This window comes from Pseudomonas sp. B3(2017) (assembly GCF_002113595.1).
In the GTDB taxonomy this organism is placed as follows: domain Bacteria; phylum Pseudomonadota; class Gammaproteobacteria; order Pseudomonadales; family Pseudomonadaceae; genus Aquipseudomonas; species Aquipseudomonas ekonensis.
In genome coordinates this window covers 41,532-56,823 of sequence record NZ_NEIU01000009.1, presented here as the reverse complement: position 1 = coordinate 56,823, position 15,292 = coordinate 41,532, and the positions used below count along the sequence as shown (strand labels likewise).

Annotated in this window: 9 protein-coding genes; all 9 read right to left on the bottom strand. The window is 67.7% G+C overall.

Annotated elements, in window-relative coordinates:
- Nucleotides 1-7: 7 nt before the first annotated feature.
- Nucleotides 8-1,078: an autotransporter outer membrane beta-barrel domain-containing protein gene (locus tag CAG33_RS15055; RefSeq protein ID WP_085633167.1), complete on the bottom strand. Its 1,071-nt coding sequence runs from the start codon at nucleotides 1,076-1,078 to the stop codon at nucleotides 8-10.
- 322 nt (nucleotides 1,079-1,400) lie between these two features.
- A complete protein-coding gene (locus CAG33_RS15050; RefSeq protein WP_085639056.1) occupies nucleotides 1,401-3,995 on the bottom strand; it encodes an autotransporter outer membrane beta-barrel domain-containing protein in 2,595 nt (864 codons plus the stop codon).
- A gap of 103 nt (nucleotides 3,996-4,098) precedes the next feature.
- Entirely contained in the window at nucleotides 4,099-4,896 is a 798-nt protein-coding gene (locus CAG33_RS15045) for an endonuclease/exonuclease/phosphatase family protein (RefSeq protein ID WP_085586103.1), read from the bottom strand.
- Between the two features lie 94 nt (nucleotides 4,897-4,990).
- A complete protein-coding gene (locus tag CAG33_RS15040) occupies nucleotides 4,991-5,749 on the bottom strand; it encodes a PIG-L deacetylase family protein (protein WP_085633171.1) in 759 nt (252 codons plus the stop codon).
- 236 nt (nucleotides 5,750-5,985) lie between these two features.
- Nucleotides 5,986-8,145 carry a glycogen debranching protein GlgX gene (glgX, locus tag CAG33_RS15035; RefSeq protein WP_085586099.1) on the bottom strand — a complete coding sequence of 720 codons (2,160 nt, stop codon included), beginning with the start codon at nucleotides 8,143-8,145 and terminating at the stop codon, nucleotides 5,986-5,988.
- Between the two features lie 163 nt (nucleotides 8,146-8,308).
- Complete coding sequence (locus CAG33_RS15030; RefSeq protein ID WP_085639052.1) at nucleotides 8,309-8,593, bottom strand: DUF2934 domain-containing protein; 285 nt, start codon at nucleotides 8,591-8,593, stop codon at nucleotides 8,309-8,311.
- Nucleotides 8,594-8,621: 28 nt separating this feature from the next.
- On the bottom strand, nucleotides 8,622-11,405 hold the full coding sequence (locus CAG33_RS15025) for a malto-oligosyltrehalose synthase (protein WP_085639049.1): 2,784 nt from the start codon (nucleotides 11,403-11,405) through the stop codon (nucleotides 8,622-8,624).
- Entirely contained in the window at nucleotides 11,402-13,480 is a 2,079-nt protein-coding gene (gene malQ, locus CAG33_RS15020) for a 4-alpha-glucanotransferase (RefSeq protein ID WP_085586092.1), read from the bottom strand. Before malQ ends, CAG33_RS15025 begins: the two co-directional genes overlap by 4 nt.
- Nucleotides 13,473-15,275, bottom strand: a complete 1,803-nt coding sequence (gene treZ / locus CAG33_RS15015) for a malto-oligosyltrehalose trehalohydrolase (RefSeq protein ID WP_085639046.1) — start codon at nucleotides 15,273-15,275, stop codon at nucleotides 13,473-13,475. The genes malQ and treZ overlap by 8 nt, the downstream gene beginning before the upstream one ends.
- Nucleotides 15,276-15,292 lie beyond the last annotated feature (17 nt).

Genomic DNA, 15,292 nt, shown 5'->3' with positions numbered 1-15,292 from the left:
GTGGGGCTCACCAACGCATCCGCACACCCAGGCTGCCGATCAGTCCGTTCAGGTCGTTGTCGTCCACATCGCTGCTGTAGTCGGCGCTGACGTACAGGCTGACCGTCGGCGTCATGCGGGCCACCAGGCCCAACCCCAGTTCCACCGTCGATGACTTGCGGCTGCTGCTGATCTTGTCCACCTGATCCAGCGTCACGGTGTTGCCGGTGTACACCGTGTGCCACAGGTTGGTGCGCACGTAGGGTTCCACCGGCAGGCCGTTGAGGTCGTAACTGCCTTTCAAGCGGGCGCCGACCCGGCCGCTCCACGCCGAAATGTCGCTGGAGGACGCGTTGCCCGATCCCGCGTACGGCGTGTCGAGGGTGATGCGCTGGTTGATCAATTGCGCCTGCGGTTCGACCACCCAGTTGTCGGTCAGGCCGATGGGGAATCCGCCCTCGACCGAGAACGTCATCGCGCTGCCTTCGGTGGCCAGGCGTGCCCCTTGCTCGTTGCGGCTGAAGCCGCTGACCCGGCCGCCGCTGGCCGACAGGTCGACGTGCCAGCCTTGGGCACCGGTCAGGCTGTAGTAGGCCCCCAGGCTCTGGCCTTGCAGGTTGAGGGTGTCGCTGGTGGGGTCGGCGAGGGCGCGGCTGGTGACCAGCCCGCCGCCGTTGGCCTGGATCTGTTTGACCCCGCCGATCAGGCCGATCCGTTGGGTGTGGCCGTTGTCGCTTCGCACCGTCAGCACCGCAGGGCCCTTGAAGTCGCCGCTGCCGGGCGTCGCGAAGCCGGGCGAGAGCACATCCAGCTGCGCCTGGCGCGAACTGGCGCCGTACAGCCGGTCCCAGGCGCCGGGGGCCAGGTCTTCGGTGATCAGGTGTTCGCCCTGGCGGTCGGGGCGCGGGTTCAGGCGTTGCGCCTCAGGGGTGACGAGGGTCGCGGGCAAGGTCATGACCGGTACATCCTGGCGATACCACGGCGTGGTCTCGTCCTGCGCAGGGCCGGCCTGCGCCTCCATGGACGAGCACAGCAGGATAGAGCTTGAAAAGGTGCAGAAGGTGATTGTGATCTCATGTGAGGTGAGTGAGGTTTTCATGGAGGTCAACCTTGCTATCGCATGCGCTGTCTCGCCTTGGCGTCTCTCCTACCCCGAATGAGGGGCGACCGAATGGAGCGGGGCGAACCGTGGCCGCCCGTTTTCGCGAGTGTCCGAAGGCCCGCCCCGGGTAGTGATTCCGGGGGTAGTAAGGTAGAGATAAGAAGACCTGCGCCAGTGCGTCAAGAAATTGGACGATAAGCGGTAGGCGCAAAACGGGCGCCACAAGCGATTGTTTAATGTGACTTATATAAGTTCTTGTTTGTGCGGCGTATCGCTCCGCGAGCACCCGCAGAGAGGCGTCCGGACAGCCGACAACCGGTCACCATTCGATGCGCAAGCCGAGGTCGGCGCTCAGTTCCCGGCTGTCATTGCTGTCAATACTGCGGCTGTAGTCGGTGCTGGCGTAAACGGCCACCGACGGCGCCAGCGACACCGTCACCCCCAGGCCCACCTGCGCGGTGGACGCCGCCTGGCGGGTGTCGATGCGGTCGGCATCGTCGAAGGTCACGCTGTCGGTGCCGGCGAACGTGCGCCACAGGTTGGCCCGCAGATAGGGGTGCACCGGGCGTCCCCAGACGCTGCCGTTGCCCTTGAGCCGTACGCCGAGGCGCCCGGTCCACGAATCGTCCGAATGAAACGAAACCCGCGCGACTCCGTCGTCCTGGCTGTCGAGGGCGATGTTCTGGTGGATCACCTGCACCTGCGGCTCGACGGCCCAGCCATCGTCCAGCGCCATCGGATAGCCCGACTCCACCGAGAGCGTCAGGGCGTGGCCGCGGTTGTCCAGTTTCAGGCCCCGGTCGGAGCGGCTGTCGCCCGAGAAGCGGGTGCCCATGGCCACGGTGTCCACGTACCAGCCCTGCGGGTCGAGCAGCGTCCAGTAGAGGCCGCCGCTGTCGCCCTCAAGCCGGACTTTGCCTGCCTGCTTGCCGGATATGCCTTGGTTGAACCCATCGACATCGCCCCGCAAGCGGCTGTGGCCGATGAAGAACCCCACGCGGTGGGTTCGGCCTTCGGCAGAGACCGAGTCCATCAGGTCATGGCCGACCTGGAACCCGGTGAGCGAGCCGTCCAGGCGTGGCGCGACGGTGCCGGCCCACGTGCGGTCGATCTGGTTGCCGTAGGCCCTGGCCCACCCGGCGCCGAACGTGGCGGGTTGCCCGGTGAGGCGTTGGTCGCCCTGGCGCTCGTGGTAGGTGCCCAGCGCGTTGAGGGTCAGGAGCGCGGCAACCGGGGGCAGCACCGACCAGGTCGGCACCTCCGGGCGGTAGAGCGGAATCGGCGCGGCGCCCGGAACGGCGACCGGCAAGGGCACAGGCGTGAACACGGCGGGGGTGCCGGGGGAAGCGGCTGACGCAGTGACCGGTGCCGCGACCGGCACAGGCACCACGGGCACCGACAACGGCGGCAGCGCCGGGTCGGGATTGGGCACGCTGACGACCTGAGGCGCGACCACGGCCGAGCGCAAGTACCAGTTGTTTTCCGTCCCGGCGGTGACGCCGCCCTTGAACAGGAAGTAGTCGTAGGCGCCGGCGGACACCGGGCCGCGCAGGGAAAACGCCGTGTTGTCACTGGTGGCGGTGCCCAGGGCCTGCACCAGCTCGATGCCGTTTTCCCGGGTCAGTGCGCCTGTACCCTGGAGGTTGGTCACCGCGATGACCGTCGTGCCGGTCAGGCTGCCGTTGTTCACCACCAGTCGGTCGCTGGGCGAGCCGTCATCGGCGACCTGGCTTTGCAGCCGCAGTTGGCCGCCGTTGCCGGCATAGTTGCCCTGGATCGTCAGGGTGTCGTCGGTGCGGGTGTTGTCGCGGGTCAGGTCGATGGCGCCGGCATTGTTGACGGTCACGGCCCGTCCTGCGACGGCGGGCGCCACTTCGCCCTGTGCGGCGCTCAGCACGCTGCTGGCGTCGATGTTCAGCACACCGCTGCCGGTTTGCGGGTCGCCCAGCACCAGCCGGGCGGCCGCCAGATCCAGCTGCGAGCCGTTGCTGAGGTTGACCGTTTCCCAATTGACGGCGCGCTGGGCGAGGGCGGTCCGGGTGTTGTCGTAGGTCAGCGTGTCTTGGCCGAGGCCGCCGTCGATGCGCGGCGTCGGGCCGAGGAGGGTGTCGTCGAGGTTGCGCAAGGTCGCGCTGTCGTCATTGTCGCCCATCAGCACCGCGGAACGGATGATCCCGCCGCCGTCCCACAGGAAGCGGTCGTTGCCGAAGCTGGTGCGCACTTCACCGACGATTTCGCCGCCGCTGACGGTCACGCTGTCGTCGCCGCCGCTGACGCTGAGGTTGCCGCCGATGCGGCCGCCGGACACGACGATGGTGTCCCTGCCGAAGCCGGTCACCAGATTGCCCAGGATCTGGCCGCCGGAGAGGTCGAAGACGTTGTCGTCCAGCTTCATGTCGACCCGGCCGATGGTGCCGCCGCTCATGCGGGCGGAGTCGCCGTCCTCGAACGCCCCGGCGATCGTGCCGCCGGTCATCGTGAATTGGTCGTACCCGTCGCCCTGGGCCAGCGAGGCGATGGTGCCGCCGTTCATGATGAACGTGTCCACGCCGCTGTGCTGGTGCACCTCGCCGGTGATCCGCCCGCCGTCGATCTGCAGCACGTTGGCGCCGTCGCCCATGTCGAGGTCGCCCTGAATCGTACCGGACTGCATGAGCACCCGGTCGGCACCGCCGCCGAAGGTGACGTTGCCGGGCACGCTGCCGTTGCCGCCTGTGGGGAATGTCAGGCTGTTGTTGCCGGAAAGGTCGGTGAGCGGGCCGCTGCCGGGGCTGTCGCAGACGTAGCGGTCGTCTCCTTGCGTCGGGCTGAAGGCGCAGGCGGCGAGGGCGCCCTGCGGCAGGAGTGAGGCGAGCCCGATCGAAAGGGCCAGCCGTACGATGGCGTACGGTGCAGGAAAACCGGGCGATTTCATGCCGTATCCCCGTCCATTGGCGCCGGTGGACAGCGCAATGCCTGCACCCTAACAAGGCTTTCCCAAGGTGCCTACTGTCAGGTCTGACAGGTGCGGCGGGGTATCAGATGCGCACCTCCACGGCCAACGGCAGGTGATCCGACAGGTGCGTCCACGGTTTGTTGCCGAGGATCTGCGGGTCATGGCTGCTGGCGTTGCGCAAGTAGACGCGGTCCAGGCGCAGCAGCGGGAAGCGGGCGGGGTAGGTCTTGGCCGGGCGGCCGTGGTGGCGTTCGAAGGCTTCATGCAGGTAGTTGCGCCGGCCCAGGGCGGCGTTGCCTTGCAGCTGCCAGTCGTTGAAGTCGCCGGCGATGATCACCGGCGCGTCGTCGGGAAGGGACTCCAGCAGTTGGCAGAGCAGCTGCAGCTGCAATTGACGATGGCTTTCCAGCAGGCTCAGGTGCACGCAGATGGCGTGCACCGCCGGGTGCCCCGGCACGTCCAGCACGCAATGCAGCAGGCCGCGCCGTTCGGGGCCGGTGATCGAGACGTCGAGGTTGCGGTATTCGCGGATGGGATACTTGGAGAGCAAGGCGTTGCCGTGGTGGCCGTCGGGGTAGACTGCGTTGCGCCCGTAGGCGAAATCGCTCCACATGCTGTCGGCCAGAAACTCGTACTGCGAGGTCGGCGGCCATTCGTTGTAGCGGCTGGAATGGCGCTCATGCTCGCCGACCACCTCTTGCAGGAACACCAGGTCCGCCGACGTGCTGCGCACCGCCTCGCGCAGTTCCGGCAGGATGAAGCGCCGGTTCAGCGCCGTGAACCCCTTGTGCGTATTGACCGTCAGCACCCGCAGCCGGTGGATGGCGGGCGGGTCGGCGGGCTGGACATTGCGGCTGTGACGCTCGGGATCGCTGGACACGTTCGCTCCTCTGAATCATGGCTGCCTGTGCATGCGACTGAGCGCAGGCCAGGCAGTTCATTTTGCCTGCGCACGCCTTCGCGCCGCAGGCGGCTCAGACGAAGACGATTTCGTAGGGCAGGCGCATGCGTTCCAGGATCACCTTGGGCAGCAGCGGCTCCAGGCCCACCGCCGGCTCGCCGTTGAGCTGGCTGGCGTAGGCGTGGGTGGCGTGGCTCTTGCGCGCCACGGTCCAGGTGTCGAGCCGCAGCTTGCGCGCCCGCTGCCAGGGGATCAGCGCATGGTCGCGCTCCGGCCAGTGCCACGCCCAGACCGGCACGTCATGGAACGTGGCACCGGCCCTCTGGGCGGCCTGGGCGCTGGCGCGGCCCACCGCCTCATGGTCGGGGTTGCCGTCTTCGCACCAGGTGCTGAACACCACGTCGCCGGGGCGCAGGTAGCGGCTGATGAAGTCGGTCAGCTGGGATTCGTGCTCGATCAGGGCATTGTCGGCGAAACCGCCGCGCACCCACTTGAGGCTGTGCATCGGCAGGCCGAGGCGGCGCAGGGCCTCGACGCTTTCCTGCGGGCGGAACACGCTCAGGCGTTTCTCCGACCACTGGCGCGAGCCGGGGTGGCTGGCGCTGCCGTCGGTGATCGAGAGCAGTTGCAGGGGATGGCCCAGGCCGCTCAGCAGTTGCAGCAGGCCGCCGCAGGTCACCACTTCATCGCCCGGATGAGGGGCGATCACCACCGCGCGGGCGCCGGCGGGCACCAGGCTTTGGGTGTTGATGACGGGGATGTGTTCGATTTGCGGCGCGCTGTTCCAGATCTGCGCCGGCAGTCTCTGTTCACTCAGGGATAACGGTTTCATGGGTGCTACGTCCTTGTTGTGCGTTGCCCGCAGCCGAATGCGGCGCTTGAAATCCGGGTGCCGTCCGGTCTGTTGAGGCAGTGGGTTGCCGTGCGACGCTCCGAGCCCTGGATTGCCGCGATGCAGAGTATTGCTCAAGAAGCGCGGTTCGTCGCGCTGCAGATCAATCTGATCTGCTTTTTTTTGTCTTGCCTGTGTCGTGTGTCGCAGTTGGCCCCGTGAATCCGGGCGTTTGCTCATTCGTCTTGCTCATGCTGCAGCTCGAACAGCAGCAGCGAGCGGCCGGTGACCGAGTAGCGATGACCGAACGCGAACCGTTCCTGTCCGCGCACCTGCGGCTGGTGGGTGTCGACCAGGCAGATCCAGAAACTGCCTTCAGGCACGTCCGGCAGCGTGAAGTCGACGATGTCGTGGTGGGCGTTGACCACCAGCAGCAACGTCGCATCGCCGCCCTTGCGGCGGATCCCGGTTTCCTGGGCGCGGCCGTCGAGCAGCATGCCCAGGCAGCGGTTGTGCGCGTCGTGCCAGTGTTCGGTGGTCATCTCGCTGGCGTCGGGGGCCAGCCAGGTCACGTCCTTGACCCCGATGTCCTCGTTGTAGTTGCCCACCAGGAAACGTCCCCGGCGCAGGATCGGGTAGGTCAGGCGCAGTTTGATCAGGCGCTTGACGAACTTGAGCAGGGCCTTGCCGTCATCGCTCAGATCCCAGTTGACCCAGCCGATCTCGCTGTCCTGGCAATAGGCGTTGTTGTTGCCGTCCTGGGTGCGGGCGAACTCGTCGCCGGCCACCAGCATCGGCGTGCCCTGGGCCAGCAGCAGGGTGGCGAAGAAGTTGCGCATCTGGCGGTGGCGCAGGGCGTTGATCTCGGGGTCGTCGGTGGGGCCTTCGACGCCATGGTTCCAGGACAGGTTGTGGTTGCTGCCGTCCTGGTTGTTCTCGTCGTTGGCCTCGTTGTGCTTGTCGTTGTAGGACACCAGGTCGTTGAGGGTGAAACCGTCGTGGGCGGTGACGAAGTTCACCGACGCATAGGGCCTGCGCCCGCGCTGGTTGAACATTTCGCCGGAGGCGGTCATGCGGTTGGCGAAGTCGGCGAGCTGGCCTTCGTCGCCTTTCCAGAAGGCGCGCACGGTGTCGCGGAAGCGGTCGTTCCACTCGACCCAGCCCGGCGGGAAGTTGCCGACCTGATAGCCGCCGGGGCCGCAGTCCCAGGGTTCGGCGATCAGCTTCACCTCGCTGAGCAGCGGATCCTGGCGGCAGGCCACCAGGAAGCTGTGGCGTTCGTCGAAGCCGTCGTGGTAGCGGCCCAGGATCGTCGCCAGGTCGAAGCGGAAGCCGTCCACGTGCATCTCGCCGGCCCAGTAGCGCAGCGAGTCGGTGACCATCTGCAGCACGCACGGGTGGCTCAGGTCCAGGGTGTTGCCGGTGCCGGAATCGTTGATGTAGAAGCGCTTGTCGTCGGGCATCAGCCGGTAGTACGAGGCGTTGTCGATGCCGCGCATCGACAGGGTCGGGCCTTGTTCGTTGCCTTCGGCGGTGTGGTTGTAGACCACGTCCAGGATCACCTCCAGCCGGGCTTCGTGCAGGTGCGCGACCATCTCCTTGAATTCGGCGATCTTGCCGCTGGCCAGGTAGCGCGGGTCCGGGGCGAAGAAGGCCAGGCTGTTGTAGCCCCAGTAGTTGGTCATGCCCTTGTGCAGCAGGTGCTGGTCGTTGACGAAGGCATGGATCGGCAGCAGTTCCACCGTCGACACGCCGAGCTTGCGAATGTGGTCGAGCACGTCATCGACCATCAGCCCGGCGAAGGTGCCGCGCACGTTCTCCGGCACCGAGGGGTGGCGCATGCTGAAGCCGCGCACGTGGGTCTCGTAGATGATCGTCTTGTCCCACGGCACGTTGACGCGCTGATCGTGGCCCCAGGTGTGCGCCGGGTCGATGACCTTGCACTTGGGGACGAAGGGCGCGCTGTCGCGTTCGTCGAAACTGAGGTCGGCGTCCGGATGGCCGATGGTGTAGCCGAACAACGCCTCGGACCATTTCAGCTGGCCGATCAGCTGTTTGGCGTAGGGGTCGATCAGCAGCTTGTTGGGGTTGAAGCGGTGACCGTTGGCCGGGTCGTACGGACCGTGGACGCGGTAGCCGTAGATCAGCCCCGGATGGGCGTCGGGCAGGTAGCCGTGGAAAATCTCGTCGGTGTATTCCGGCAGTTCGATGCGTTCGAGCTCGACTTCGCCTGCATCGTCGAACAGGCACAGCTCGACCTTGGTGGCGTGGGCGGAAAACAGGGCGAAGTTGACGCCCAGGCCGTCCCAGGTCGCGCCGAGCGGGAAGGGCCGGCCTTCGCGGATGCGGGTGGGTTCGGTGTGTGTGGCGGGCTCGGTCTGCTTGGGACGGGTCATGCCAATGCTCCTGCAAAACGGGAAGGGGCGGTTCGGTCACCGTCTTCCCTGTGGGAGCGCGCCTGCTCGCGATGGCGTCGTGAATGGCGACATCGGCGGTGGAGGGCCGTCCGCAATCGCGGGCAAGCCCGCTCCCACAGTGATTGGGTCAGTGATCGATACGTCAGGCCACCGGCGGCTTGCGCGGGGCCCGAGGCTTTTTCTCGGTCGCCTTTTCGCCCGGCGGAAGGACTTTGGCGACGCCGGCCGGTTTGGCCTTGGCGGGGGCCTTGGGTTTGGTCGCGGCGGGTTTGCCGGCGGCCTTCGGCGGTTTCGTCGGCGCCAGCGCCTCGGCCTCCGCCAGCTTGCACGCCATCTCCCAGTGGCGCGCTTCCTGGCCTTCGGGTTTGCCTTCGGATTCCCAGATCTGATAGGCGAACTCGCGGATGCGTTTATCGTCGTTACTCATCGCAATGCTCCTGGACTGAACTCATGCTTTAGAAGAGTTGGATAAACAGATTGACCGGGATCTCCCCCAGCGCGGTGCTGACGTTCAGCTCCCTGTTTTTTGTGACTGCCCCGCTTGAGAAAAGTCCCTTCAGGTTTGTTTCCCCGGGGGCGAACGGCAGCATCACCCGGGTGTCGCCCCAACGCAGCGCGTCCACCTGGGGCACGGCACCGTTTTCCAGCAGGGCGGCGCAGCGGACCGGCACCACGATGATGGCCCGCTGTCCCTCATGCTCGCGGGCGAACGCGAGCACGTTGTGCGCCTGGCTGCCCAGCACCTCAAGGGCCTGATAGGAACCCCGGCGAAACAGCTCGGTGTGTTCGGCGCGCCGTTGCAGCGCCTGGGCGATCAACGCCTGCTTGAGGCGCCCGTCGCGCCACTGCGTCAGCAACTGCGCAACCGGCACGTCGGCCTGCAACGCCTGCTCCCGCGCCGGGTAGTCCACCGGCCGGCGGTTGTCCGGATCCACCAGGCTGAAGTCCCAGAACTCGTTGCCCTGATACAGGTCCGGCACCCCCGGCACGGTCATGCGCAGCAAGGTTTGCGCCAGCCCGTTCAGGGCGCCGGCGGCGGCGATGCCGTTGACCGACTTGGCCAGCGCGGTCCGCAGCAGTTCGCCTTCGGGGGCCAGCAGCAGTTGTTCGGCGAAGGTGTGCGCGGCGTGTTCGTAGGGCTCGTTCGGCGAACTCCAGCTGCTTTGCAGCTTGGCTTCGCGCAGGGCCTTGCGTTGCCACTGGACGATGCGCCCGGCGTACTCGGCCATGGACGCGTGATCGTCGAGGTCCAGCTGCAACGGCCAACTGCCGACCAGCGCCTGGTAAAGGATCAGTTCGTCGCCGGACGACGGCACCTGGTCACCGCTGCGCAGGGGTCGGGCCAGGGCGCGCCACAGCTCGACCTGTTCGGCGTACCACGGGCCGCGCTCGCTGATCGCCGCCAGGCGCGCGCGGGTGTCTTCGCCGCGTTTGTGGTCGTGGGTGGCGGTGGTCAGCAGGTTGTCGGGAAAGCTCGCCAGACGCTGTCGGTTCGCCTCGTGGAAGTCGCTGACCGGGGCGCTGAAGCGTTCGGTGTCGTAACCCACGTCGTTGCGCGACAGCAGCACCGCCGAGCGGTACAGCGCGGTGTCTTCCACGGCTTTGGCGGCGGTGGGGGAGGTCAGTTGCTGAAAGCGCACGCAGGCATGGCGCAGGATCTTGCGCGGGCGGCCCCGGGGCCTGCTGCGCCAAGGGTCGCCGCCGAGCCAGCGGGCCAGGCACTCGAGCACCGGCCAATCGCTTTCGCCCAGGCTTTGGCGTGCGCCTTCCAGGGCTTGCCCGAAGAACACCTCGTCGCGGGCCGGACGCCCCAGCGGGCCGATGTAGGTGCGGTACACCGGGAAGTGCACGATCAGCGCCTGCAACGCCCGGCGGATCGAGCCCAGGGTGAGGTCGCGGGTCATCAGGTCGTCCCGCGCCACTTGCAGCAGGGCTTGGGCGACGCTCTCGCAGTCGCTGGCCAGCGAACCGTTGAGGATCTGCTGCCGCGCCAGTTGCGCTTCTTCGGCGAACGCGGCGGGCCGCTCCGTGCGACGCTGCCAGAGTTCGCCGAGCACGTGCTCGCCGGCCGGGTCATGCTGCAGCAGCGATAGCTGGTTCATGAACTCGTAGCCGGTGGTGCCGTCCACCGCCCAGTCGGCGGGCAGCGTTTCGCCGGGGCCGAGGATCTTCTCGACATAGATCGGCAAGCGGCGCCCCGGCGTCAGCCGGTCCAGCCTTCTGCGCAGCTTGCGGCAGTAGCTGCGCGGGTCGGCCAGGCCGTCGATGTGATCGATGCGCAAACCGTCGACCAGGCCTTCGGCGATCAGGCGAAAGATCGTGCCGTGGGTGGCCTCGAACACCGCAGGCCGCTCGACCCGCAGGCCGCCCAGCTCGTTGACATCGAAGAAGCGCCGCCAGTTGATGTCATCGGCGGCGGTGCGCCAGCTGGCCAGCCGGTAGCTCTGGCGCTCCAGCAGGCGGTGCAGGCGGGCGAAGCCTTCTTCGGTCTTCGAGTCGTACAGCGTCAGGTTGCGTTCGATGGCCTGCAGGATCGGCCCGTCGTTCGCCAGTTCCGCCAGTTCTTGCTTGAGCGGGATCGACAGCGAGCGGGCGTCGCTCTGGTAACTGAGCGCCTCGAAACGGTCGGCCAGCGCCTTGAGCCGAGACCGGCGCTCCTCGTCCAGCGATTCGTCGGGCTTGAGCAGTTCGCCGTAGTCGCTGGGGCAGACCGGGAAGCGGTGTTCGTAGTGTTCGACGTGGAAGGCGCCGGCATCGAAGGCCAACGGCAGGGTGGCTTCCTGCAACGCGACGCCGTAGTCGCTGCCCAGGAACGGCAGCAGCAACTGGCCTTCCATCAACGGGTCGGGGGAGTGCCACTGGATGTCGAAGAACTCGCCGTAGGGGCTCAGGCGTCCCCATTCCAGCAGGTCGAGCCACCACGGGTTGTCGCCGCCGCCCACGGCCATGTGGTTGGAGACCACGTCCAGGATCAGGCCCATGCCGTGCTCGCGCAGGGCCGCCACCAACTGGCGCAGCGCCGCTTCGCCGCCGAGCTCCGGGTTGACCCGGGTCGGGTCGACCACGTCGTAGCCGTGCAGGGAGCCGGCCCGTGCGGCGAGCAGCGGCGAGGCGTACACATGGCTGATGCCCAGCCGGGCAAAATAAGGCACCAGCGGGATCGCCTGCGCGAGGGTGAACCCCTTGTGGAACTGCAGCCGCACCGTGGCGCGCAGCGGCCGGGCCGGCGGCGCGCTCATCGGTCACGCTCGGCGGCCTGCAGGCGAGCGCAGGCGAGCAGTTCCAGGCGCCGTGCGGCGTCCGCGCCGTCGAGCAACGCTTCGCCGAGGCCCGGCAAGCGCCTCGACCAGTTGGGGTGGGAGTCGAGGGTGCCGGGCAGGTTGGCTTGCTCGTCCAGGCCCAATGCATCTTCCAACGGCAACAGCACCAGCGGCGCCCGGGTATGGCCGAGGAAACGCACGCTGGCGTCCACCACCTGATCGGCCTCGTGGGATTCCTCGCGAAAGTTCTGCGGATCCTGGCTCAGGGCGGCGCGCAGGCCTTCGCGCTCCCGCTCGCGGTAGCGGCGCCAGTCGATTTCGCCGTTGGCGTCGATCAGCCCCAGGCGCGCGTTCCAGTCGATGTCGCGGCCGTGCCACCAGCCGTTGAGCGTCGGCAGGTCGTGGGTGCTGGTGGTGGCCAGCGCGTTGTCGGGCCAGTCGAGGATCGGCTTGAAACGGGTGTTGTCCTGTTCGAACAGCAGCACGCGCATGCCGAGCATGCCCCGGGCGCTGAGCTTTTCCCGCAGCCCGTCGGGCACGGTGCCCAGATCCTCGCCCAGCACGATGGCCTGATGGCGGTGGGACTCAAGCGTCAGCAGGCGCAGCAGGTCGTCCACCGGGTAGTACAGGTAGGCGCCGTCCGCCGGGGCCGAGCCGTTGGGGATCACCCACAGGCGTTGCAGGCCCATGACATGGTCGATGCGCAGGCCGCCGGCGTGGGCGAAGTTGGCGCGGAGCATGTCGATGAAGGCGCGGAAGCCGTTGCGCACCAGGCCCTCGGGGGAGAATGCGGAGATGCCCCAGCCTTGGCCGCTGCGGTTGAGGATGTCCGGCGGCGCGCCGACCGTCAGCGAGGCGAGCAATTCGTCCTGGAAGCTCCAGGCCTGGCTGCCCGCGCCGTCGGCGCCCACCGCCAGGTCGGCGATCAGGCCAATGCCCATGCCGGCGCTGCGGGCGGCGGTCTGCGCGCGCTCCAGGCCGCGGTGGATCAGCCACTGGCAAAAGGCGAAGTAGCCGATGCGGTCGGCCTGCGCCTCGGCGAACGCCTTCAGCGCCGCGCCTTGCGGGTCATGCCACTGGGGCGGCCATTGGCGCCAGTCGAGGCTTTCGCCGTTGGCGGCGCGCATGGCCTGGATCGCCTCGAACCGGCAGTGGTTCTCCAGCGCTTCGCCGCCGGCATGGCGGAAACTGGCGAAGTCCGGATGCAGCGGGTGCTGGCCGGCGATGAACCCGTCGTACAGGGCCTGCAGCAGCGTTTGCTTGGCGTCGGCGGCGGCCGGCCAGTCGATCAGCGTGAGGTCTTCCAGGTGCCTGAAGCGGTCGCTCAGGCCGCTGCTGTCGATCGCATCGCGCAGGGCCCGCTCGCCCAGGATCATTCCCGGCGCGGCGTACAGGGCATTGAGGAACAGGCGGCTGGACGGCGAATAGGGGCTGTAGCGCCCGGTGTCGGCACTGAACATCGCGTGCAGCGGGCTGATCGCCAAGGCATCGGCGCCGCGTTCGCCGGCCACCCGGGCCAGTTCCTCCAGGGCCTGGGTGTCGCCGAAGCCTCCGTCGCCGGGGCGGCGCAGGCCGTACAGTTGCACGCTCAGCCCCCAGGCGCGGGGAACCGGTTGGTCCACCGCGTCGGCGACGGTGTAGCAGCGCGGCGGCGCCACGGCCAGGGTGAAGCGCTGGCCGGCGATGTGCACGTTTTGGTAGCCCACCGGAACCAGGCCCGGCAGCCGGGCCTGGTCGTCGAGCCTCAGGGACAGGCGTGCGCCGTCTTCAAGGTGGATTTCGCAAGGTGTGTCGGCCTCGAAGTAGCGGGCCAGGTCCAATGGCGTATCGACATCGACGGTCAACAGGGGCGGCAGGCGGCGTTCCTGCTGGCGTTGCTGCAGTTCCAGCAGGCTGGCGTCGATCTCCTGGGCAGTGCCGGCCGGATGGCCGAGTTCGGTGAGCACCGCGCGCAACACCGCCGGGGCGACCTTCTGCGGGCGGCCGTTGGCGTCGATCCAGTCCACGGCGAGGCCTGCCCGGCTGGCGAGGATTTCCAGTTGCGCATCACTCATGCACGCTCTCCGTCAAAGGGGGCAAAGGGGTGGCGGCCGTGAGGCTGACCAGCGCGCAGTGCGCAGGCAGCAGGCCCGGTTCGGGCCACTCGTCGGCGGTTGCCGGGAACAACCGCCGGGCGTCAGGGCGTGGAGGGTTGACCTGCGGCGAGTCGCTCAGGTTCAGGTCGATTCGCAGTTCGCTGCCGTCGCCCAGCCGCCAGCGTGCGCTGACGGCGCCATGGCCGAGTACTTGAGTGCCCAGGGCCTGGGTGCCGGGCAGGTGCGGGATGATGTGCCGGTGACGCAGCTGCAGCAGCTGCCGGTACAGCGCCAGGGTGGCGTGTTGCCGGGGCGTGGCGGTGCCTGCCGGCCGTGGTTGCGAAGCGAGGAAGGTGCGTTCGGCGTTGGGGTCGGGAATCCGCTCCCGTGCGTGCGGGTCGGCGAACGCGCTGAAGGCGGCGAATTCGTTGCGCCGGCCTTCGCGCACAAGTTTCGCCAGTTCGCCGTGATGGCTGGTGAAGAACAGGAACGGCTGTTCGGCGGCGTATTCGTCGCCCATGAACGTCAACGGAATCATCGGCGACAGCAGGAGCAGCACCGTGGCGGCTTGCAGCGCCTTGGGCGCGGCCAATTGATGCAGGCGCTCGCCTAGGGCGCGGTTGCCGATCTGGTCGTGGTTCTGCAGGAACAGCACGAAGGCCGTCGAAGGCAGGTGTTCGCTGGGCTCGCCCCGTGGCGTGCCGTGGCGGGAGATGTCGCCCTGGAACACGAAGCCCTGGCTCAGGCACCGGGCCAACTGTTCGGTCGGGTGTTCGGCGAAGTCGGCGTAGTAGGCGTCGGTCTCGCCGGTCAGGAGTACGTGAAGGGCGTTGTGGCCGTCGTCGTTCCACTGGGCGTCGTAGGCCTCTTCGAGCAAGCTGGCCTGATTTTGTTCGTTTTCCAGGGTCAGCCAGACGTGGCGGGCCGGATCCACCTGCCGGCGCACGCGATGGGCCAGTTCCTGGAGGAAGTCCGGATCCTCGATGGCGTGCACCGCGTCCAGGCGCAGCCCGTCGAAGCGGTACTCAAGCAGCCACATCAGCGCGTTTTCGATGAAGAAGTCCCGCACTTCGCGGCGGCGGAAGTCGATGGCCGCGCCCCAGGGCGTGTGCTTGTCCTCACGGAAAAAGCCCTTGGCGTAGCGGTGCAGGTAATTGCCGTCGGGGCCGAAATGGTTGTAGACCACGTCGAGGATCACCGCCAGGCCATGTCCGTGGGCACTGTCGATCAGGTGCTTGAGCTGTTCCGGCGTGCCGTAGGACGCCTGCGGGGCATAGGGCAGGACGCCGTCGTAGCCCCAGTTGCGCTCACCGGGAAACTGCGCGACCGGCATCAGCTCGATGGCGGTGAAGCCGAGCCCCGCGAGACGTTGCAGGTGCTGCTCGACCTCGGCGAAACCGCCCATGGCGCCGACGTGCAGTTCGTGGATCACCGCTTCGTTCCAGGGCCGGCCGTGCCAGGTGGTGTGCCGCCAGGCATAGGCATGGGGGTCGACCACCACGCTGGGCCGCGTAAGACCACCGTCCTGCGCCCTGGAGGCCGGATCCGGCACCTCCAGTTCGCCGTCGATGCTGAAGCGGTAGCGGCTGCCGGCCGGACACGGGGTCTTGATCACGAACCAGCCGTCGGCCTGGGGCAGCATCGGCAGCGAGCGGCCGCCGTCCAGTTCGACGCTGACGTAGAACGCATCCGGCGCCCACAGGGCGAACTGCGTGTGCCCGGTCTCCAGCAGGGTTGCGCCGTGGGGCCAGGTTTCAAGGGACCGTGACGGCATCGCTGACAACCTCCCTG

Coding starts and splice junctions, on each gene's coding strand:
- CAG33_RS15055 (WP_085633167.1), bottom strand. CDS start 1,078: ATGAAAACCTCACTCACCTCACATGAGATCACAATCACCTTCTGCACC.
- CAG33_RS15050 (WP_085639056.1), bottom strand. CDS start 3,995: ATGAAATCGCCCGGTTTTCCTGCACCGTACGCCATCGTACGGCTGGCC.
- CAG33_RS15040 (WP_085633171.1), bottom strand. CDS start 5,749: ATGAAACCGTTATCCCTGAGTGAACAGAGACTGCCGGCGCAGATCTGG.
- glgX (WP_085586099.1), bottom strand. CDS start 8,145: ATGACCCGTCCCAAGCAGACCGAGCCCGCCACACACACCGAACCCACC.
- CAG33_RS15030 (WP_085639052.1), bottom strand. CDS start 8,593: ATGAGTAACGACGATAAACGCATCCGCGAGTTCGCCTATCAGATCTGG.
- CAG33_RS15025 (WP_085639049.1), bottom strand. CDS start 11,405: ATGAGCGCGCCGCCGGCCCGGCCGCTGCGCGCCACGGTGCGGCTGCAG.
- malQ (WP_085586092.1), bottom strand. CDS start 13,480: ATGAGTGATGCGCAACTGGAAATCCTCGCCAGCCGGGCAGGCCTCGCC.
- treZ (WP_085639046.1), bottom strand. CDS start 15,275: ATGCCGTCACGGTCCCTTGAAACCTGGCCCCACGGCGCAACCCTGCTG.